Source organism: Glutamicibacter sp. FBE19 (genome assembly GCF_015524875.1).
Taxonomy (GTDB): domain Bacteria; phylum Actinomycetota; class Actinomycetes; order Actinomycetales; family Micrococcaceae; genus Glutamicibacter; species Glutamicibacter halophytocola.
This window is the reverse complement of sequence record NZ_JACKQN010000009.1, coordinates 1-19,209: the sequence shown is the minus strand read 5'-3', so window position 1 is coordinate 19,209 and position 19,209 is coordinate 1. Positions and strand designations below refer to the sequence as shown.

Genomic DNA, 19,209 nt, shown 5'->3' with positions numbered 1-19,209 from the left:
TCCGAACCGTATGCCACAATACGCGCTAGGCCCATCAATACGCAACACGAAACGTCTCTAATCACCGACCCATAAGTGAAGCTAGCCACACATGGAGGCAGGCCAGCAGCTGTTGACCACGGAATTTATTCTCGAGCCGCTAGCAATCGGCCCGGATCAGCTACCGAAATTGATGCTCGCACCAGCACCAATCCGAGTAACACTGCGACAATGACCGTGATCACCGTCAACGGGCTGAAGATCACTGCCATCCCAGCCAGCGGAAATACCAGCACGGTGGAAGCAATGGCAAAAGCGACGGAGGCCGCCAGCGCCGGGATCATCAAGGACTTGGTCCGTGCCGCATTCATCGTGCTCCATGGCATGCCCAGGCGATGCAACCCTGAATAGAGTTCCGCGCGGTCCAAGGTGCCGGCGCTCTGCGTAATGGCCGAGGATGCCGCCACGCAGATTAAGGTAATCGCCAGCGTCAGCAGAACGCCAGTCAGGATGTCTCCGGGCAAATAGTCGTACCAGCTGTTGCTGGCTTCCTCGGCTGGGGAAGCCTGCATCATCGCCGCGCCGCTTCCACCCACCACGGCAACAAATGATGCCATGGCAACGCCGGAAACCTGTCGCCAGGATTCGGCAGGGTTCTCCAGGATCATCCTGGCGGCCAACAGCTGTTGCGGGGTATCGGCTTTCTTCAGCTTGCTCTGCCCTACCTTGGACACCAGATAGGGCCCAACGAGATTCAACACCAGCAGGCCAAAGCCAAAGCCTCCAACAATTACCGCCAAGATCACTGCGATGCTCTGCGCCACCTGCCCCAGGTTGGAGAAGAGCAGGCACAACAGCAGGATGCCGCCCACGGTGATCAACGCCCGAATCCAGCTGGGGACCGGCACGCTGCGACGCGTGGCCACAGCCAATGGGGTGATCATCAGCTTGCGCAAACCGGCTGCCGCGCTCACCGCCGAGAGCACGACGACTGCGAATACTGCAATCGCCAATGCCCATGCGGGCAGGTAGATGGCCGTCCCGATGGGTGCGCCCTGGAACTGAATCAGCGATGCCACCGGCGCACAGGCCAGATACAGCACGACCCCGGCGAGCGCTCCCGCCAGGGCAGTACCGGCGGCCTGCACAATGGCTACCAGGCTGATCTGCGAGCCGGTGGCACCAAGCAGGCGCAGCGAGGACAGCGCCCGGTCATTGGCTCGTGCCGAAAGCCTGGCCGCCGCGGAGCCGAGGACCATCAGCGGCACTACCAGCAGCACCACGGCAAGCCCGGCCAAAGGCAGATAGGCACCCTGTGCCTCAAGCTCAAAACTGGTAAAGGAATAAGCGCCGCCCAAGACGATCAGCAAAATCGCACTGACCAAGGCGTAGGCGCTAACGGTTAGGATTTGCGGTGCCAGACGGGTTTTAGCCGGACGCCCGAGCAACCAGGCAAGGTGCAGAATGTTCATCGAACATCCCCGCCCATCGCGCTGGTGCCGCGCCGGCTGTCGCTGATCAATTGCCCGTCGTGCAGTTTTACGACGCGATCGCACTGTGCAGCAACAGAAGGATCATGGGTGACCATAACCAGGGACTTGCCCTGGCCTACGGTGCACTCCAGCAAGGTCTCAAGCACCTCGGTACCCGTTGCGGAATCCAAGGCGCCAGTGGGCTCGTCGGCGAATACGACCATGGCCCCGGTGACCTGTGCGCGGGCGATAGCTACACGTTGCATCTGTCCGCCAGAGAGCTGCCCGATTCGACGTTGCTCCATGCCGGCCAGCCCCAGGGCAACAAGCGCCTGGCCTGCCTGGGCGATGGCGGCAGCCCGGGGGGTGCCATTGATCATCAGGGCCATGGCCACGTTTTCTTCAGCCGTGAGTTCCGGGATCAGCAGGCCTGATTGGAAAACGAACCCGAAGGACTGCCGGCGCAGCTTGGTTCGCGCCTTATCTCCGAGCTCCTGGACGTCCACCGGCTGTTGCCCGGGCAGGTTGAGCATCAGGCTTCCCGAGTCGGGCAGCTCAATGCCGGCCAAGGCATGCAGCAACGTTGATTTTCCGGATCCGGACGGACCCATGATCGCCAATGATTCTCCAAGGGAGATTTCGAGATTAACGCGGTTCAGCGCGGTGGTTGAGCCAAAGCTCCGGCAAAGGTTCTGGGCAAGGAGTACGGGTGGATGGCCAATGGAATTTTCAAGCATGATTCCATGTTTTCAATATCGAGTTCTGCGCGCATCGGCGCGCAGGGCGAAGTCGCGCCTTGTCAGGCTCATCCTCCAGTAGGAGCGCCGGCGCCATGAACCAGTACCCCAGGAGTTCTTGAACTGCCCATGAAATTGGAACTGTATACGCAGCCGTTCTGCGCACCGTGCATCCGCACGAGGCAAACTGTGGCACGCGCCCAGGCACTGCTGCCGGATTTGCAGGTGGAAGAAATCAATGTTGTGGAGCAGGTCCAGCGCGGCGAGGAATTGGGAATCACCAGCACACCGGTAATCAGGCTGATGCGAGGCAGCACGGAGAAATTCAGAGCCAGCGATACACCCACGCTGCCTCAGCTTTTGGCTGCCATTGCACGCGCCAGCGACTAGTCTCACGTGACTTGGAGCCCCGAGATGCACGCTTCTGCGGCAATGATGGGGAAGAATAGATCAAGTGATAACTGTGCCTGGCGTTGAACATGAGTGTTTCCAGCGTGTCTTAGCTGATTCAGCCAACCGCATTGAATGGCTCAGGGCACGCGCTCAAGGCATCACGGCAACCGACGTCGCCAAGCTATCCACCGAGAAGTCCATCAAGAACGCGGCCTGGGACAAGCTCTACGGCAATGGATTCTCCGGCAACACCTACACCGATCACGGGCGCAAACGCGAACCAGTCATCGCGGCCTGGGTGCAGGAGAATTTTAATATCTTCCCTTCATCCCAGTTGTTCCACGCCCAGAACTCCAAGCTCCATCTGGCTACCCCGGACGGCCTGGGCTTCGATGCGTCAGGCGCTCCGGTCTTGGCGGAAATCAAGACCACGAACAAGCCGTTCAAGAAGATCCCCAAGAACTACTTGCGCCAAATCCTCTGGCAACAGCACGTCATCGGTGCCGAGCGAACCCTGTTCGTCTGGGAAGAGCACCAGGACTTCGTACCGGTGCGCGCGGTGCCCGAGTACCTGTGGGTCGAACGGGATGATGACCTGATTCAAGATCTGATCGATAAGGCTGAAGCCTTGATTTCAGCATTGCGCGAGGCGACAGCCCGGCAGGAACGCTACAACGACTACGGCCCGGCGGCCCTGCGCCTGTAATTGCTGCACAACGCAGTAGATCCTTGGGAGCCAGTTCACTGGCGGCTTCCAAGGATCTACTGGTTTCTTGGCCATTATTCGAGGCTTAGCCCGGGGTTGTTGGAACGATTCTCGGATCAGGCAGGCATTCGGGATAGCTATCGAGCAACTCCGCCAACAGTTTTTCGCGAATCATATTGCGCAGGCCCCACAGGTCTCCAGCATTGCGCGCTGAGAGGTAGACGGTTACGGTTTGCAGACCGTTTTGCGCGTCGGTCACCAGCAGCTCATTGTCGCGCCCGTCCCACAGGTCCGAGGACTCAAGCAGTTCCGTGCTGCGCTGGCGCAGGTATTCGATTGGCGCGTTGAGCTTCAGCTGCAGTGCCACATTGCCCGAAATCTCGGTGCTGCGCCGTGACCAGTTCTCAAATGGCGTCGTGGTGAAGTACGTGGAAGGCAAGATCATTCGGCGGCCATCGAGCAACAGGACCACCACATAGGACAAGGTGATCTCTTCGACAGTGCCGCGCTCGCCTTCAACCACCACGGTGTCATCCACCCGGATGGAATCGGTGAAAGCGACCTGCAAACCTGCGAAGACGTTCGCGAGGGTGGATTGAACGGCCAAACCGACCACTACCGAGGCCAGTCCTGCCGAGGCCAGCAGTCCGGCGCCTAGTGCTCGCACTTGTTCAATAGTCAGCAAGACGGCGGCTACGGCCAAGATGCAGAGCACCGCAATGAGCACACGGCGCATCAAGCCCACCTGGGTTTGCACCTTGGCCAGTCGGCGTCCGGGTCCGAATTTCGATTCGAAGCGGGACATCATGCCTGCCTCGATGACGAGAACCAGCTTGATGATGAACCAGGTCAGGAACGTCACCAGGATGATCAGAATGACGAATTGCCACGGGTTGTACCAGTCACGATCTCGATAGAAGAGCGCAAAGGCGGACTTGGCAACGATAGAAGTAATCAGGCCGAAAAATGGAAGGCGGGTGGCCTTCACATCAGCTTCATCCACGCCAATGCGCTTGAGCATGCGGCGGGCAATAGCGCTGAAAACAAAAGCCAAGATAGCGGCAACCACTGCGCCGGCCAGGAGAACAGCCCAGAATTGCAACGATGCGGGGAGGACGCTTGAAACGCTGATGACTTCCTCGACGGTCTCGTCCAGAGGTTCAACGGGGGTAGGTGACATGTTTAAAGGATGTCATATGGCACTAAATAAATGCTGTGCAAGCCCTTGCCGCAGCCTACGGAACCCAGCGAATCCGAGCGGTCTTGATCACAGTCGAATAGCTACGATGATTGCAAAAAGGATGGCACTCGCGCTGGCCAGCAAGCGCGGGAGAGGTTAATGACGTTTTATGTGTCCCTTCACGTAACACCCGATCAACCTGATGGTTAATGTGCCACCATGCTAAGTATGAGCCGAACATTTGCTTATCAGCAGGTTGATGTTTTTGCGCCCACTGCGTTCAACGGCAATGGGCTCGGAGTCGTATTCAACGCTGACAGCCTGACTGATGATCAGATGCAGCACTTCGCCCAGTGGATGAATTTGTCCGAGACCGTATTCTTCGTCGAGCCATCCCATGAAGAGGCCGACTATGCCATCCGCATTTTCACGCCGAGCACGGAGCTGTCCTTTGCCGGACACCCGACACTTGGTGCCGCCCATGCATGGCTGGAATCCGGTGGGGCGCCGGGACCTGCCGGACATTTGATCCAGGAATGCGGGGCAGGGCTCATTCCGGTTCGGGTCGAACGCGAATGCACCGACAGCCATTCCCGCCGGCTGGCGTTCCTCGCTCCCCCGCTGACGCGCACCGGTCCGCTGGAGCCAGATGTCCTCCAGTGGGCTATCAGCGGACTCGGCATCCACGAAGATGACGTGGTTGACCACCAATGGCTGGTCAACGGCCCGCATCCTGCTGGCTTGGTCCTGCGTGACGCAGACGTTGTTCTGGGCATCGAACCAGACTACGAGGCGCTTCAGGGACTGGAGGTTGGCGTCATCGGCCCCTATACGGCTTCCAGCGTGGCCCATGGCGTGTGGCAGCCGCGAGGTTCGGTTTTGCCCCGTGTCTCGGGAACGCGGGAAGAATTGCGCCCCTTGGATTCCTCGGACCTGGAGCGTTCCGAAGAGCGCTTCGGTTCCGTGGTGATGCAACCGCCAGCCGACTTCGAGGTGCGAGCCTTCGTCGCTGGCGAAGCGGTGTCAGAGGACCCTGCTACCGGCTCGCTCAATGCGGCTTTTGGAATCTGGCTGACCCAATCCGGGTACGCCCCGCAACGCTATACCGTGCGCCAGGGAACCCGCGTTGGCCGCAGCGCCATCTTGCATATCGAAGCCACGGAAAAAGGTGTCTGGGTCAGCGGAGATGTTGAAACCCGCATTTCCGGCAATGTGAGTTTCGACTGATTATCCGTTCATAGGCTCACTATCCATTCCACTTCCGCCAATCAGGTACTAGCCTTGTCCAGTGCCTGAAACTGCGAATCCCACCACTGACTTTGATAAGAAAGCCGCTTGGCGTGCCCTCTGGGCACTAGTCATCGGGTTCTTCATGATCCTCCTGGACACCACCATTGTGTCCACGGCCATGCCATCCATCATGGCCTCGCTTGATGCAGATATCTCTGGCATCCTCTGGGTCAATAGCGCCTATCTGCTCACCTTCGCCGTACCGCTGCTGGTCACCGGCCGCTTGGGCGACCGGTTTGGCCCGCGCAACATCTACCTCATCGGCATGGCCATCTTCTCCCTCGCCTCGCTCTGGTGCGGCCTCTCGGATTCCCTTGGATCGCTGATTGCCGCCCGCGCAGTCCAGGGACTGGGCGCCTCGATGATCTCGCCCCAGGCGATGACCATGATTACCCGCTTGTTCCCGTACCAGCACCGAGGCGCAGCCATGGGGTTGTGGGGTGCAGTAGCCGGGATCGCTTCACTGATTGGCCCGATTGCCGGCGGCCTGCTGGTGGACTCGGTGGGCTGGGAATGGATCTTCTTCATCAATCTGCCCATCGCAGTTCTCAGCTTGGTGATGGTTTTCAAATTTGTTCCGCGCTTGGAACCTCAGGCGCACTCCTTCGACTGGATCGGAGTTGCCCTGTCAGCAGTAGCGATGTTCTGCCTGGTCTTTGGCATCCAGGAAGGCGACTCGACCGGTTGGGAACCATTCATTGGCCCGGTTTCTTCGTGGCACTTGATCATCGCCGGCGTACTGCTGCTGGCCGTGTTCGTTTGGTGGCAGGGCAAGACGAAGTCTGAACCGCTGGTTCCGTTGCGCTTGTTCTTGGTACGCAATTTTTCGCTTTCCAATGTGGCCATCGCGTTCATGGGCCTGACCATCGCAACGATCAGCCTGCCGATGGTGTTCTTCTTGCAGAACGTCCGCGGATTATCTCCTACGGAATCGGCGCTGATGATTTCGCCAATGGCAGTGGTGGGCATTTTCATCGCACCTCGCCTGGGCAAGATGGTCAACAAGCTCAGTCCGAGAATTCTGGCAGTACCAGGCTTCCTGCTCTTTGGCGGAGCAACCGTGGTTTACGCCTACATGATGCACGCAGACATCGCCCTGTGGACCCTGCTGATTCCATCAGCCGTGCAGGGCGTTGGCTCGGCCATGATCTGGCCTTCGCTTTCGCTGGCAGCTACCCGAGACCTGACTCCGCGTGATGCCGGGGCCGGATCCGGTATCTATAACACCACTCGCCAGATCGGTTCCGTGCTCGGTTCGGCGCTGATCGCCGTGATGATGGATTCGCGCGTGCAAGCACAGATCGAAAAGGCTTCTTCCAAGGATCCTGCAACACTGATGGAAGCAACCTCGGTAGGTTTGGGCCAAGCACTGCTGCTGCCCGGGTTCGCTGCCGTAGCTGCCGTGATTGTGGTGGCTTTCTTGAGCCCCGGCAAGAAGTCCTGACAACACTTTCGTTGCTGTTCTGGATACAAGAGAACCCCGGATTGCCAGTGGAATTCCATTGTCGATCCGGGGTTCTCTTGCCAGTTATTTATGCTTGGTCTGAAGGACCATCGTTGCTGTCGCCATTCTTGAACTCATCGACCTTCTCGCCGATTTTCTCCTGCGCATCAGCGGCAAAGTCCTTGATGTTTTCGGTGGCGTCGCCGGCGAACTCCTTGGCGTTCTCGACTGCTTCGCCCAGCTTCTTCTTTGCATCATCTAAGAAACCCATTGGTTCTCCTCTTAGCTTGTCATCCAAATTTGAACCCTGAAAACCTCAGTCTTCAGAAACAATCTACTTCCGCCTGTGCACCGGACTGGGCAACGGCGCAAAAATTACTTTTCTTTTTTGATCTTCTTTGCTGCCCGACGGCCAAAAATCAAAGCCACGGCGATACCGGCTAGCCACACATCCTTGGCCAAGGCGGTGCCATCAGCAGTTGGACGTACGCCATCAGATTCGGTCATTCCCGGAGTGCGCAGATAAGACGACAACAGCACTGCGGAGAAGGCACCCAGACCGATTCCTGCCAAGCGCGAAGGAACCAATGGCAAAAGCAGTGCACTGCCCAGCGAAATTTCCGAAACGGATAGGATCTTGCCGAAGACTGCAGGTTCCAGTTCTGCCATCTGCGGTACACCGTTGGACGCCATTTGCTGCAACCCGGCCGCGCTGGCTTCATCAATGCGCAGCTTGTTAATGCCGCTGTTGAGAATGAATGCGCCGCTGACTAATCGGAGTGCGGCGTTTGCGATCGAGATTCCCATGGGCCCTCACTTTTCTTTCCAATAGTAAATACGCGTTCTGGAAAAGAACGCCCTTGCTGTTCAGCGTAGTCATGGCTGTGGGAGTTCACAATCATTTCAGCGGCGCGCTTGGCAGCCTTCAAGAATCAGGGATTGAGAATCGTGCTAAATTCGTGAATCATGATCGCTTCTTCCGCTGTACCACCGGCCGCACTTGATCTGCTCATTTCTCAAGGCTTCGACACCACCAGCGTCGATGAGCTGGCAGCAGCTGCGGGGATCTCGCGTTCCACGTTCTTCCGCCGATTCGGCTCAAAAGAGAACATGGTCTTTGCCGATCAAGAAATGATCATCACCCACGTTCAGACGACGCTGGCGGCATCATCTGTCGACGCGATCTCGACTTTGATTGACGCGGCTCATGTCGTCTTTGATCAGTACACTGTCAACCCCGAGGGTGCTCGGCTTCGGCACAGGCTGCTTTCCTCGGTCCCATCGCTACGAGAACGAGAGCTCGTTTCAACTCATCGGTACGAGCGCGCATTCTACGATTTTCTGGTCCGTCGCGAATTGGCCAACACCGCATCGGAAAAATCCTTGTGCCTCGGAGTTAGCGCCGGCCTGGTGGCCATCCACAATGATCACCTGCGCACCTGGATCAAGGATCCAGCCAGCACCGACCGAAGCAAGCTGGCACATGATGTTCGGTTATTCCTTGAACGCTTTGCAGACCTGCTGGGTGGCGAAAATACGGGCACCACTGCCGCTTCCCCAACGCCTACAGTCATTGTTTCAGTGATTGATCCAGGTTCCGACGAGCAATCCATTCTGAAGGCAGTTTCGGCGGCGCTGAAAGAACACAGCAAATAATAAACCACAGAACCTGAGACGTAGTTTCTTGACATGACACTGCGTTCCATTAGGCTGGAGTTAAAAGTTTTCACTCTAGCCAATTTGGAGCGCCTGAGATGACAGAGAAGTCGACCGGTTTGGAATTTCCCGCCGGAGTTGTTGAACCGGAGTACGATCTGTGGGCAGAAGACGTCAATATTGACCCCACCGGAATCTTTGCCGATATTAATGCTGCAGACCTCGCCTGGCGCGCCAAGGCACGCAAGTTCGTCGTAGAAGAAGTCAAAAAGGACATTCACGAATATTGGGACAAGGCCGACTACCCCCTGCATCTGATCAAGAAGCTCGGCGAAGCGGACCTGCTGCGTGACGGAATGAATCTGGACTCCCACGAAAAAATGAGTCCACTGGCAGCCGGACTGGTCAACATGGAAATGGCACGCGGCGATGGTTCCGTGGCCACCATCGTTGGCGTGCAGGGCGGGTTGGCGCTGCGCTCGGTGCTCTTCTGCGGCAATGAGGAACAGATCCAAAAGTACGCCATGCCGATGCTGTCCGGCGACCTGCCGGGCGCCTTTGCGCTGACCGAGCCAACCCACGGGTCTGACTCGGTGTCATTGGAAACTCGTGCGACAAAAGTCGAGGGCGGCTACCGGATCAGCGGTGAAAAGAAATGGATTGGCAACGGCTCCATCGGCGGCATCTCCATCGTTTGGGCTCGTGACGATGAGGGCAAGGTTCGCGGTTTTGCCGTCCATCAGGACGCCGAGGGGTACAACGCCACCACCATCCAAAACAAGCTGTCGCTGCGTGCTATCTGGCAGGCGCATATCCGCATGGAGAATGTTTTCGTCCCCGACGAAGACGTGCTGCCGGATGCCACCAGCTTCAAGGACACCTCCCGAGTTCTGTTCGCTACGCGTCTCGGTGTCGCGTGGTCAGCTGTAGGCCATGCCACCGCTTGCTACGAGTCAGCGGTGAACTACGCAAAACAGCGAGTGCAGTTCGGCCGTCCGTTGGCTGCCAGCCAGATTGTCCAGGAGCGCTTGGCACGCATGCAGTCCGAACTTGCAACTATTCAGGTATTGGCAATGCAAGCGACCAAGCGCGAGACCGACGGTGAGCTCACCGGGCCACAGGCCTCGCTGGCCAAGTACACGGCCACTCGCACGGCACGAGCCATTGCTTCCAATGCCCGCGACCTGCTGGGAGGCAACGGAATTCTCACCAGCAACCGCGTCGCCCGCCACTTTGCTGACGTGGAAGCTATTCACACCTATGAAGGAACCGAGACGGTCCAGGCCCTGATCATGGGACGCGACATCACGGGGTTCTCCGCCTTCGCCTAAGCGATCCAGGGTCGCTGGCAAGATGTCGGGGTGCTGTCCGTGTCAGCAGCCCGACATCTTTGTGCGGCTATTGCCCGTTGAGCCGATTCTTCGTTTTCGCCGTGGCAACATGTCCCCAAGGATTTTCCGGCCAGGGATGCTTCGGATAGCGTCCACGCATTTCAGAACGAACTTGAGCGTAGGGGCCATTGAAGAAGCTGGCAATGTCTTCGGTAACTGCCAGCGGGTGGCCCCCTGGGGACAGCAGGTGGAACTGCACCGGCAGCTTCTCGTGCACCAGCCGCGGAGATTGGTCCAGGCCAAAACACTCTTGAAGCTTGACGGCCACCACAGCCGGACCGCTCTCGCCCACAGGTGGATAGGAGATACGAATCTTGGACCCTGAGGGCACTTCCAGGCGTTGCGGCACCAACGAATCAAAATCGTGCGCATGCTCCCATGGAAGCAGGGTGCGCAAGGCCGAATGCACATCGGCTTTGGCAGCGTTCTTGCCATGAGATATCTGGCGCAGGATAGGTTGCAGCCATTCATCGGCCCGCGCTATCAGGGACTCATCATCAACCGCGCAGAACGGTTCGCCAAGCAACCGGTAGGCCACTGCCATGCGGCGGCGCAGGGCATCAAAACCCTCCTGCTCACCGAAAAACGCCAGCCCCTGCTCTTGCACAGCGAACTGGACCGCCTGCATTCCCAATTCCTCGGTTGCTTTGATGGGACGCGCGGAAAGTTCAATGGCGCCGAATCGTTCTACCTTGCGAGCACTGATTTTGCCGTCGATGAATTCGGCTGTTTCCTTGCTCTCGCGCATTTGCGGAAGCAATTCAAGGACCGTAGACAGCTCGATACCCGTCGCTCGCCTGATCGTTGCCCTGGTCCCGGTCCGCGCCACTTCGACCACGGCCAAATACTCCTCATGTGCCAAGTGGCTCCCCCGAGGAAGAACAGCCCTCGTTCCAGAAGCGAGCAGGTACTCATCGTGCCCAACTTTGCGGGCAACCCATTGCGGGTAGGCCAGTGCGCTGATGGCTGATAATGCCTCGGCCGACGAAGCAGTGGCTGGCGCAGGTTGTCCTTGCTTGCCGCGAGCCTTCACCTCTGCCAGCCGTTGCATGCGCGCTGCTTCATGTTTCCAGGCTCTGTGGCCCGAATGGGATGCCCTTCGAATCGAGACCAGCAGTTCTTGCAGATCTGCGCTGGCGATGCGCTCGGAGCTGGCCAGCAATGCCACTGCTTCGGCCGCCGGCAGCGAGCCGAACAAGGGCGCGCCCTCCAGCAAGGCTCGCGCTGCCCTGGGATCGGTGGGGATCTTGACCATTTGCTCGCCCATCGAGGTAATGCGTCCCGAATTGTCAACAGCGCCAAGGCTTTTGAGCACCAGCTCGTCGCTGCCCATGGCCGCGGCAGGGGGAACCTCCCACAGCTCCAGGCCCTCTCCGCGGGGCGTTCCCCACGCTGCCAGGGCAAGACCAGCCGGAACCAGATCACCGGTGCGGATTTCCGGGGTGGAATAGGCTGGTGCCGCGGCAAACGACTTGGGGTCAAGGGTGCGCACGACTTGGCCGGGTCCCAATCGGCCAGCACGGCCAGCACGCTGGGTGGCTGTGGCCCGACTTGCTACGACGGTGACAAGCCCGGACATTCCGCGGGACGTATCCCGACGCGGTTCCCTGGCGTAGCCAGCGTCGACCACGAGGTGGACCCGAGGTACTGTCAGCGAGGATTCGGCAATGGAAGTTGAAACAATAATTCGCGGCGAGCTGCCTGCCTCAGGTTCATTCAAAATCGCGTCTTGCTCGGCCGACGAGATTTGCGAATGCAGTGCCAATGCGGTGACACCATTGGCTGAAATCTGGGCGCAGACGCGCTCGACTTCACGCACGCCCGGCACAAACACCAAGGTGTCCACCGGATGCTTGCTGGCAGCATTGGCTCTCGCCGAATGCTGTACGCTAACGGCCGCGACATGCCGCAAGTAGTCATCTTTGATACCGAATTCAGTGACTCTGGTTGATGAGTAGCTCTCGAAAATCTCCTCGACATCGAACTGCGCGGTTTGGGCGCTGAACACCCTCGCTGGTTTTTCAGTCGAAAGGAAATCGGCAAGTTCCTGGGCGTGCAGCGTCGCGCTCATCAGGACAAGGCAGAGATCATCTCGAAGTTCATTGACTTGCTTGACCATTGCCAGCAGCAGATCGGTGTCGATGGACCGTTCGTGAACTTCATCAATGACGACGGCACTGACCCCAGACAAATCCGGATCGTCCAGCAAACGGCGCAGCATCAAACCCGCGGTGACAAATTCCACCTGGGTAGTTGCGGAACTCTTGCGTTCTCCGCGAACCGCAAAACCGACGTGCTCGCCGAGCACTGACCCATCCAAGTGGGCAAGCCTTCGGGCAGCGGCGCGGGCTGCCACGCGGCGTGGCTGGGTAACGATTATTTTTCCAGTCAGCCCGGCTTCCCGCAGTGCATTGCTCACCGTCGGCGGGACAACGGTGGTTTTGCCCGATCCCGGCGGCGCTTGAATTATCAGGGGGCCAGAAGGATCCGAAAGGAGCGCGCTGTGCAGGTCATCTCGAATGGGCCCGAACGCAAGCCCGCGGGCGACCCGCTCTAGATCAAAAGAACTGCCGCTCATGCCTGGCGCCCGGACCAGAAGGAGCGGATGGCGGTGATGACTGGCTCGATTGGGTACAGGGTGCTGCCATGCGTTCGTCCCGGCAAGGCCACCATTCGAGCGTTGGGCAACGTGCGAACCATAATCTTGTTCTGGTCAAATCGAGGCTGATCACGCGTGCCGATCAGCAGCAAGGTTGGGATCCCGATTTTGGCCAAGTCTGCAAGAGCAATATTCTGGAGCGTCTCGGCGGCCTCGTAGTACGCGGCCAAGGCTAGCGGATCATTTGCTTTGAAAGCCAGCCTGGTTGCAGGATCCAATTTTCCGCCGGTCTCCTGGCCGCTGACGAACCCTTCGATATCTCCACGGCGCAACACTTCCAGATATCCGGGAAAGAAGAGTTGGCCGATTTCGCCAGGGGTGATTTCAAAAGTGCCGCCGAGCATGATCAATGAGATCACTTGCTCCGGATGATTCATGGCCAAGTGCAGACCGGTACGCGCACCAAACGAGTACCCAACAATATGCACCCGTTCAAGGCCCAGATGGCGCAAGACTGCTTGGATGTCGCTGACGACCTTGTCCATGGTGTAGTCGGCGACGTCATGCGACTTGGCTGATTTGCCGTGACCGCGTAAATCCATGCGGATGGTCCGATGGTCTGCGCCAAGTTCCTTGGTGTAGCCCAGACCGCGCCAAATGGAGCGGGATAAAGCTGAGCCGTGCAGGAAGAGAATTGGTTCCCCGTCTGCTCCGTCATCGTCAAAAAAGATGTTGGAACCATCGACAGGATTATTGATCATCGGCATGCTTTCGATTAAATCCCCTATCCATGGGGAAGGGGAAATCTGAGTTGCCCCAAACCTATCGACAACGCCAATTAATAGGTGAAGACTGAATGTACGCGAAAAGGCCACCGCCAACAAAAGTGGTCTGGACCAAAATCAAAAGGGGGAAGATCATGAATGCACAATCAGCCAACGGGCAGCCGGTAGATCCCGACGAAGAGAAAAAGCTTCATGACCAGCATGACGAAGAGCTTGTCGAAGAGTGGGAAGATGAATCCTTCCCTGCTTCTGACCCACCGTCGAATTACTAGGCATCAACTTCCTAGGTGACCACACACGTCGCACTCAGCTTGTTTCAAGACTCGGCTCCTAGTGTGGTTAATACCTTCTCAAGGTGCGAGTGATCTAGAAGAACCGATCCGCGCAGGCGTTACCTCCTTGGCCTGACGGATCGGTTCTTCATTTAATTTCTTCTGATCAGATTCCCATCCACGCCGTTGCCGCAACGTTACGCACATAGCAGATTTGTCCCGGCAACATGTTGGACGAGTCGCCGTCTGGCATATTCTGAGGTGGAAGCCCTTTGCCCTCCACCCAGCCAGCATTGCTGCTGGTAGAAAGGTGTCTCGTGGAATACGAACGAATGTCATCCATCAAGGAATTGCACCGCCCCTACACTGCAGCGGCGGATCGCTACGAACACTACGGCTACCGCCGCGTTGGCGATTCAGGCTTGCGGCTGCCCCCGTTGTCCTTGGGATTATGGTGGAACTTCGGAGACAACCGGCCCTTCGACAGCCAGCGAGAAATTCTCCGCCATGCGTTTGACAACGGCATCAACCACTTCGACCTGGCCAACAATTACGGTCCACCTGCGGGTTCTGCCGAAGAGAACTTTGGGCGCATGATGCGCAAGGACTTCAAGCCTTACCGAAATGAATTGGTGATTTCTTCCAAGGCCGGCTACGACATGTGGCCGGGCCCGTACGGAACCTTCGGTTCTCGCAAGTATTTGCTTGCATCGTGCGATGCGTCGCTAGAAAAAATGGGCTTGGATTATGTGGATATCTTCTACTCGCATCGCTTTGATCCCAAGACGCCACTGGAGGAGACCATAGGCGCTCTGGATACCCTGGTGCGCCAAGGCAAGGCCACCTATGTTGGCATTTCTTCCTACTCTGCAGAACGCACCGCCGAGGCCAAGGCCATCGCCAATGATCTGGGGACTCCGCTGGTCATTCACCAACCTTCCTACAACATCCTCAACCCTTGGGTTGAACATGGCTTGCTGCAAACTTTGGAGAAAGAACGCATGGGGACCATTGCGTTCACTCCATTGGCCCAGGGCTTGCTGACCGACAAGTACCTGTCGACCACTGATGTTGAGCGCCAAGGAGGTCGCCGCTCACTTGAAAGCCAACTGACAGAAGAGAATATGACCAAGGTCCGAAGCCTGAACGAGGTGGCCCAGCAGCGCGGCCAATCCTTGGCACAGATGGCTTTGGCATGGCTGCTTCGTGACGGCGCGGCAACTTCGGTGCTCATTGGCGCTTCTTCCACCAAGCAGCTGGACGAAAATTTGGGTGCTTTGAACAACCTGGAATTCAGCGAGACAGAGCTATCGAAGATTGCCGATATCGCGCAAGGAGATGCCGGAATCGATTGGTGGCGCGCCTCAGCCATCAGCTAGCGACACCCGGAGAGCTCCCTTGTGAGTTCATCTCAAAAGCCGTGGTTTCCCCGTGTTCACTTGGGGAGACCATGGCTTTGCTTTTGCTTGGATGCGTGGCCTGTTTTCCGCCGATGAATATTGCTTCTGCATACTGGCTCAAACGCAATTCTGGGGATAAGCTCGACGTAGACGCGCAATGAAGTGAATTACATTCATTTATTGTGTTAAGTTCGATAGCGTCAAGGAACAGGCTTACGCTGACCAATCTGCACAAACGACAGGAGCATTGATGAGCGCCCCAACCTACAAGGTCTTGAACCCGGCCACCGGTGAAGTTATTGAAGAATTCGCCGCCGCCACCGACGAGCAAGTCGAGCAGGCCCTGAGCTCGGCCCAGTCTGCCTACGAGTCATGGCAGAATGTTGACATCACCGAGCGCGCGAAGATCGTTTCCAAGGTTGCAGCCCTCTTCGCCGAGCGCGCTGAAGAGCTTGGCAAAATCATGACCACTGAAATGGGCAAGCCGCTCTCCGAGGCAGTCGGCGAGGCAGAATACTGCAAGGACATCTTCGAGTACTTTGCCACCGAGGGACCTTCCTTGGCTGCGGACCAGGAAATCAAGTCGTTCTCCGGCGGCAAGGCCGTCGTACAGAAGCTTCCGGTTGGCGCCCTTCTAGGCATCATGCCGTGGAATTTCCCTCTCTACCAGGTAGCGCGCTTCGCGGCGCCAAACCTGATGCTGGGCAATACCATCATCCTGAAACACGCCGAGTCCTGCCCGCGTTCGGCATTGGCCATTCAGGAAATCATGGACGAGGCCGGTGTCCCGGCAGGCGTCTACAACAACGTCTTCGCAACGCACGACCAGATCTCCACCATCATCGCTGATTCCCGCATCCAGGGCGTTTCCTTGACCGGTTCGGAGCGCGCAGGCGCCATCATCGGCGAGCAAGCGGGCCGGAACCTGAAGAAGGCCGTGCTGGAACTTGGCGGCTCGGATCCATTCGTTGTCCTGGATTCGGATGACGTGCCTGGCATCGTTGACACCGCGTGGGGATTCCGCATCGATAACACGGGCCAGGCCTGTAACTCGAACAAGCGCATGATCGTCATGGAAGACATCTATGACGACTTCGTCGCCGAGCTGACCAAGCGCGCAGAAGGCCTGGAGGCCGGGGATCCAATGGCAGAGCTGGAAGGGACCTTCGCGCCGATGTCGTCGCGCAAGGCAGCCGAGGACCTCCACGCCCAGGTGCAGGATGCAGTCTCCAAGGGAGCGACCCTGCACGCCGGTGGCGTGCTGCACGATGGTCCTGCGGCCTACTACTCCCCTGCCGTGCTGACCGGTGTCACCAAGGAGATGCGGGCCTTCTACGAAGAGCTCTTCGGCCCAGTAGCCGTGGTCTACAAGGTAGCCAGCGACGAGGAAGCTGCGGACCTCGCTAACGACACCATCTACGGCCTGGGCGGTTCAGTGCACTCCACCGATGCAGAACGCGCTGCCAAAGTCGCCCAGAAGCTGCAGGTTGGCATGAGCAATGTCAACATCGCCGCAGCTGAAGGTGCTGAAATGCCGTTCGGTGGTGTGAAGCGATCTGGCTTCGGACGCGAGCTCGGCCCACTGGGCATGGATGAGTTCGTAAACAAGCGCCTGTTCTACGTGGGCGAGTAATTCATGCATTGGCAGCCGCCAATGTGCCCATGAAACTCGGGGCGAACCATGAGCTTGCATGGTTCGCCCCGACTTATTCGTTTAAGCGGTCGAAGATGCCTTTTCCGGCCTGTCGGTAAATTCATCTTCTGGTTCTGAGGTACCTTCAGATGGATTCCTACGAAGGAACTTTTCACGCCATTGTGTGGCTAGCCATCCCTGAATAGTTAACCAAGTGCCGCTGGAGACAAGGACGGCGTCCGCAGATGCCATGATGCCCGAGAAGAACGGGAGCCCCATAACGACGGCGATACCGATATGCATCCCAAGAATCACGATCAGCGCAATCCTCCTGCTGATCTTATGGAACAGCATGAATGGGAACGCAATTTGTGCCACCACAGTTACGTAGGTAATCAGCGCAACTACCCAAGAGTTCGCAGTGATGAGGTCGCTGAGCCAAGGAAAGACACCATAAGCTTCAGAATTGACCGGGTAATACATGGCGGTGCCGTTCTGCCACAAACTACCCTGAACTTTGTATAGACCGGCTTCTAAATAGACCATACAAAGCTGAGCCACTACTAGGCACAACGCTAGATTATGAAGCACCGTAACGGCTTCGAATTCTTTTTTACTTTTTGCAGCGCGCTTACGCATCCAAGAATCGACCGACCAATGCTTCGATAGATCTGCAAAGATCAGATAAATCAGCATGATTCGGATGAAGTAGTTTCCACCGTCAGAAACAGGTGTGTTTTGAGCATTTATGGCCGTGTAGAAAATGAAAAAGAGTGGAGTGACAAAACGCGTCTTCCATCCGATTACAAAGGCGATCGCTAAAACTACGGCAACCACATACCAAAAGACGAAGAAGCCAAGTCCAGCATCACGCAGAATATCTAACGGCCACTTGTATCCAAGTACCGAGCGGTATGGTTCTAGATATTCCGACCCTGGACCCCAAATCTTGGAGGCGACGGGAACATTTACTACTAACCAGCCCAAGATAAAAAGGCCTGATGCCATGCGCATAACGGCCAAACCATATGCCGCATGGCGGTTTACGGTAAACCAGCTGTAGAGCGCGGCGAGAAATTTCGAACCAAAATCTCTATTTTTTACCATCCAGTTTCGGATAGACGGAGCATTGACCGTCTCCTGATTTAGCTCCATGCCGACACCGCCGCTTTACTGAATTCTTTGGTATCTCGCCATCCGATATACGTTTCACGAGATTTCGTTTTAGCTTCATCGTTGTTTCGTTGAGCGAAAGGAACGATTGGTTCACGCCTGAGTTTAATTTCAACCATTGACGCTCCACCCCACTGCTCAATCGCATAAAGAGATGCGAAGCCGACGGCCGTGTCCTCCATTCGCTTGTAAGCTCGAAGATTACTCAATTCTGTAGCTGAGTATTCTTTCCTCGCCTGTGACGAACTGAGATCCACTCCGAATACTGGAGTCCCTTGAATAAACGGTTTTGCGATTTGTTCACGTGCGCTTGTACTCAAATCCGATGCGGCACTCCAAAGCCTTCCATGTATCGACTTTGACTGTTTGGACTCACGGTTAGCGAACATGTTACCGGCGCGGCTTTTCATCTCCTCAGCGGTGACGTCGCGCCATTCCGTGAATTTCGCGCCTTTCTTGCTTCCTTGTGCGCAAATTTCCGGACTCGATAGGCAAGCACGCATCGTAAAGTATTCATCTTGCGAATACGGACCGGGAGCAAAAAGGCTCCACCCTTGATCTAGCGGCCCAAGAAAATAACGATTCAATCCAGGTTGCAATGACGACTTAATTGGCGTGGAAGGTCCAGTGAAGGCCAATGTCGCACCAATATGCCCCAATGCTGCCGCACCTGCAATTAAAAGCACCAACACCGTGAACAGTTTGGGCCTAGTTTTATGTTGCCTCATCAGGCTATTGTCTCCGATCCCTCAATGCCCGTGAATAATTGCAATCACGACTTGAACGCGAAATGGGAGGGGCATCAATTGATGCCCCTCCTACTTCTAACTACCACTTGCTATTGACTAAGCTGAACGCTTTCGAGCGATCACAGTCACACCAGCTCCGATGAGGACAAGTGCGAGTGCACCCGCACCAATCCAGAGCGCTCCGTTAGAACCGGTGTCCGCAAGGCCACCATTCTTGGAATTGTCCTTTTGTGGTTCCTTAGAGTCATCGGAATTTGCATCCGAGTTGTCCGCGGCATTGGCGCTACCGTTTGCATCAGTGTTCGCATCCGTGTTTGCGTCAGTGTTCGCATCCGTGTTTGCGTCAGTGT

General features: G+C 57.0%; 19 protein-coding genes. 9 read left to right on the top strand and 10 right to left on the bottom strand.

Going from position 1 to position 19,209, the window contains the following annotated elements; translation table 11 throughout:
• Positions 1-125 precede the first annotated feature (125 nt).
• Together H6F58_RS13675 and H6F58_RS13670 are read right to left on the bottom strand one after the other, a co-directional pair.
• Positions 126-1,451: an FtsX-like permease family protein gene (locus H6F58_RS13675; protein WP_195181964.1), complete on the bottom strand. Its 1,326-nt coding sequence runs from the start codon at positions 1,449-1,451 to the stop codon at positions 126-128.
• Positions 1,448-2,188, bottom strand: a complete 741-nt coding sequence (locus H6F58_RS13670) for an ABC transporter ATP-binding protein (protein WP_146276075.1) — start codon at positions 2,186-2,188, stop codon at positions 1,448-1,450. Before H6F58_RS13670 ends, H6F58_RS13675 begins: the two co-directional genes overlap by 4 nt.
• 129 nt (positions 2,189-2,317) lie before the next feature.
• Between H6F58_RS13670 and H6F58_RS13665 the strand changes: the two genes are divergently transcribed.
• Both H6F58_RS13665 and H6F58_RS13660 read left to right on the top strand, forming a co-directional pair.
• On the top strand, positions 2,318-2,578 hold the full coding sequence (locus tag H6F58_RS13665; RefSeq protein ID WP_146276077.1) for a thioredoxin: 261 nt from the start codon (positions 2,318-2,320) through the stop codon (positions 2,576-2,578).
• Between the two features lie 64 nt (positions 2,579-2,642).
• Entirely contained in the window at positions 2,643-3,287 is a 645-nt protein-coding gene (locus tag H6F58_RS13660; RefSeq protein WP_236995193.1) for a YqaJ viral recombinase family protein, read from the top strand.
• An 85-nt stretch (positions 3,288-3,372) separates the two neighbouring features.
• Here the strand turns inward: H6F58_RS13660 and H6F58_RS13655 are convergent, their stop codons facing one another.
• Positions 3,373-4,467, bottom strand: a complete 1,095-nt coding sequence (locus H6F58_RS13655) for a mechanosensitive ion channel domain-containing protein (RefSeq protein WP_195181963.1) — start codon at positions 4,465-4,467, stop codon at positions 3,373-3,375.
• A 228-nt stretch (positions 4,468-4,695) separates the two neighbouring features.
• Between H6F58_RS13655 and H6F58_RS13650 the strand changes: the two genes are divergently transcribed.
• A complete protein-coding gene (locus H6F58_RS13650; protein WP_244652604.1) occupies positions 4,696-5,694 on the top strand; it encodes a PhzF family phenazine biosynthesis protein in 999 nt (332 codons plus the stop codon).
• A gap of 61 nt (positions 5,695-5,755) precedes the next feature.
• A complete protein-coding gene (locus H6F58_RS13645; RefSeq protein WP_146276083.1) occupies positions 5,756-7,201 on the top strand; it encodes a DHA2 family efflux MFS transporter permease subunit in 1,446 nt (481 codons plus the stop codon).
• 88 nt (positions 7,202-7,289) lie between these two features.
• On the opposite strand, the gene H6F58_RS13640 is transcribed toward H6F58_RS13645, so the two are convergent.
• Both H6F58_RS13640 and H6F58_RS13635 read right to left on the bottom strand, forming a co-directional pair.
• Positions 7,290-7,472: a hypothetical protein gene (locus tag H6F58_RS13640; protein WP_060702478.1), complete on the bottom strand. Its 183-nt coding sequence runs from the start codon at positions 7,470-7,472 to the stop codon at positions 7,290-7,292.
• A 104-nt stretch (positions 7,473-7,576) separates the two neighbouring features.
• Positions 7,577-8,008, bottom strand: coding sequence for a hypothetical protein (locus H6F58_RS13635; RefSeq protein ID WP_084793264.1), 432 nt, complete (start codon positions 8,006-8,008; stop codon positions 7,577-7,579).
• Between the two features lie 159 nt (positions 8,009-8,167).
• Between H6F58_RS13635 and H6F58_RS13630 the strand changes: the two genes are divergently transcribed.
• On the top strand, positions 8,168-8,857 hold the full coding sequence (locus tag H6F58_RS13630) for a TetR family transcriptional regulator (protein ID WP_195181962.1): 690 nt from the start codon (positions 8,168-8,170) through the stop codon (positions 8,855-8,857).
• 98 nt (positions 8,858-8,955) lie between these two features.
• On the top strand, positions 8,956-10,188 hold the full coding sequence (locus H6F58_RS13625; protein ID WP_195181961.1) for an acyl-CoA dehydrogenase family protein: 1,233 nt from the start codon (positions 8,956-8,958) through the stop codon (positions 10,186-10,188).
• Between the two features lie 67 nt (positions 10,189-10,255).
• Here the strand turns inward: H6F58_RS13625 and hrpB are convergent, their stop codons facing one another.
• Together hrpB and H6F58_RS13615 are read right to left on the bottom strand one after the other, a co-directional pair.
• A complete protein-coding gene (hrpB, locus tag H6F58_RS13620) occupies positions 10,256-12,826 on the bottom strand; it encodes an ATP-dependent helicase HrpB (RefSeq protein ID WP_195181960.1) in 2,571 nt (856 codons plus the stop codon).
• Complete coding sequence (locus H6F58_RS13615; RefSeq protein ID WP_195181959.1) at positions 12,823-13,608, bottom strand: alpha/beta hydrolase; 786 nt, start codon at positions 13,606-13,608, stop codon at positions 12,823-12,825. Before H6F58_RS13615 ends, hrpB begins: the two co-directional genes overlap by 4 nt.
• A gap of 158 nt (positions 13,609-13,766) precedes the next feature.
• On the opposite strand from H6F58_RS13615, the gene H6F58_RS13610 reads away from it, so the two are divergent.
• The 3 genes from H6F58_RS13610 to H6F58_RS13600 all read left to right on the top strand — a co-directional run bounded on the left by H6F58_RS13610 (position 13,767) and on the right by H6F58_RS13600 (position 16,937).
• Complete coding sequence (locus H6F58_RS13610) at positions 13,767-13,904, top strand: hypothetical protein (protein WP_171919718.1); 138 nt, start codon at positions 13,767-13,769, stop codon at positions 13,902-13,904.
• 332 nt (positions 13,905-14,236) lie between these two features.
• A complete protein-coding gene (gene mgrA, locus H6F58_RS13605; protein WP_244652609.1) occupies positions 14,237-15,283 on the top strand; it encodes an L-glyceraldehyde 3-phosphate reductase in 1,047 nt (348 codons plus the stop codon).
• Positions 15,284-15,554: 271 nt separating this feature from the next.
• Entirely contained in the window at positions 15,555-16,937 is a 1,383-nt protein-coding gene (locus tag H6F58_RS13600; RefSeq protein WP_060702483.1) for an NAD-dependent succinate-semialdehyde dehydrogenase, read from the top strand.
• 81 nt (positions 16,938-17,018) lie between these two features.
• Here H6F58_RS13600 and H6F58_RS13595 read toward each other — a convergent pair whose 3' ends face one another.
• From H6F58_RS13595 to H6F58_RS18000, 3 genes are all read right to left on the bottom strand, one after another.
• Positions 17,019-18,092 (bottom strand): HTTM domain-containing protein, encoded by a 1,074-nt coding sequence (locus H6F58_RS13595; RefSeq protein ID WP_195181958.1) that lies wholly within the window; start codon positions 18,090-18,092, stop codon positions 17,019-17,021.
• On the bottom strand, positions 18,083-18,838 hold the full coding sequence (locus tag H6F58_RS13590) for a DUF5819 family protein (RefSeq protein WP_146276095.1): 756 nt from the start codon (positions 18,836-18,838) through the stop codon (positions 18,083-18,085). Before H6F58_RS13590 ends, H6F58_RS13595 begins: the two co-directional genes overlap by 10 nt.
• Positions 18,839-18,955: 117 nt before the next feature.
• The coding region (locus tag H6F58_RS18000; RefSeq protein WP_206693702.1) for an LPXTG cell wall anchor domain-containing protein at positions 18,956-19,209 on the bottom strand (254 nt) is incomplete at its 5' end.